Source organism: Pseudoalteromonas sp. TAB23 (genome assembly GCF_000498075.1).
In the GTDB taxonomy this organism is placed as follows: Bacteria; Pseudomonadota; Gammaproteobacteria; order Enterobacterales; family Alteromonadaceae; genus Pseudoalteromonas; species Pseudoalteromonas arctica.
In genome coordinates this window covers 1-856 of the sequence record NZ_AUTP01000073.1, presented here as the reverse complement: position 1 = coordinate 856, position 856 = coordinate 1, and the positions used below count along the sequence as shown (strand labels likewise).

At 48.5% G+C, this 856-nt stretch carries 2 protein-coding genes; both read right to left on the bottom strand.

Features of this window, described 5'->3' with window-relative positions:
• Window positions 1-510: hypothetical protein (locus L654_RS0101765; protein WP_024607071.1), on the bottom strand; the 510-nt coding region annotated here is incomplete at its 3' end.
• On the bottom strand, window positions 507-856 hold a 350-nt coding region (locus tag L654_RS01000000125345), incomplete at its 5' end, for a hypothetical protein (protein ID WP_024607070.1). The genes L654_RS01000000125345 and L654_RS0101765, both read right to left, overlap by 4 nt.

Sequence of the window (856 nt, the reverse complement as noted above, 5' to 3'; positions counted from 1 at the left end):
GTCGTGCCAGCTGCCGACAAATATTTTACCATCGGGGCGCTGCTGAAATATAAAATCGCTAACGCCCCACACTTTAGCTACTTGCCTAAGCGCTTCAATACCTGTGCCGCTGTGATAAAACGCGGGTGCTATTTTATTTAAATATTCGGCGTTTTCAGGTGTTACGAACTCAACACCGAGCTTTGCCACTTCATCGAGCACGGCCTTTATTGTTGCGTGACGAATAGCAAGCGGGGCGGGAAAGCTTAACGCGCCTAGCAGTTCGCGGCAGGTTAAATACCAGCGCCCGTTGGCTTGGTGCTTTGACTCTATTACACCGAGAAAATACGGGATCATATTATCAAGCGTGTAACCTAGGTGCAGCTCGACCAACCCGCTTGGCTCCTGCTCTGCGACCACTTCAAATTTTGCGCGACCTGTGCTGGTAATGTCTAGCTGCACGGTTTTGCTAACAATATTGGTTACTGTGTTGCCGCCAATTGTTAGCGTGTTAGATAGGCGGGTGCTCATGGCCCTTCGACCTCGTTAAATTTATTTTGCACGTCGTCGTTACTGGTTGATGCTTGCGGCTCTGCGCTTTCGGTTGCCTGTTCGTCTAGCTGCTGTTGCTCGCGCTCTGATACAGATTGCACCTCTACCAGCTTAAATGCTACTTGCCAGCCTTTTTTGTTTTCTATTTCGCTGGCGCTTATGTCGCCGTCGAACTTTGCTTTACGTATTTTATATGCGGCGGCTAGCTCGTTATTTACGGTGTAAATAATACGTGCGCCGTTTTCGTCCAGCGCTTTGGCTTTGCTTATTAATAAAGCTAGGCTGGCGCTTTCGTCAAATGGGATTTTAGTATTTACGGTTAGCG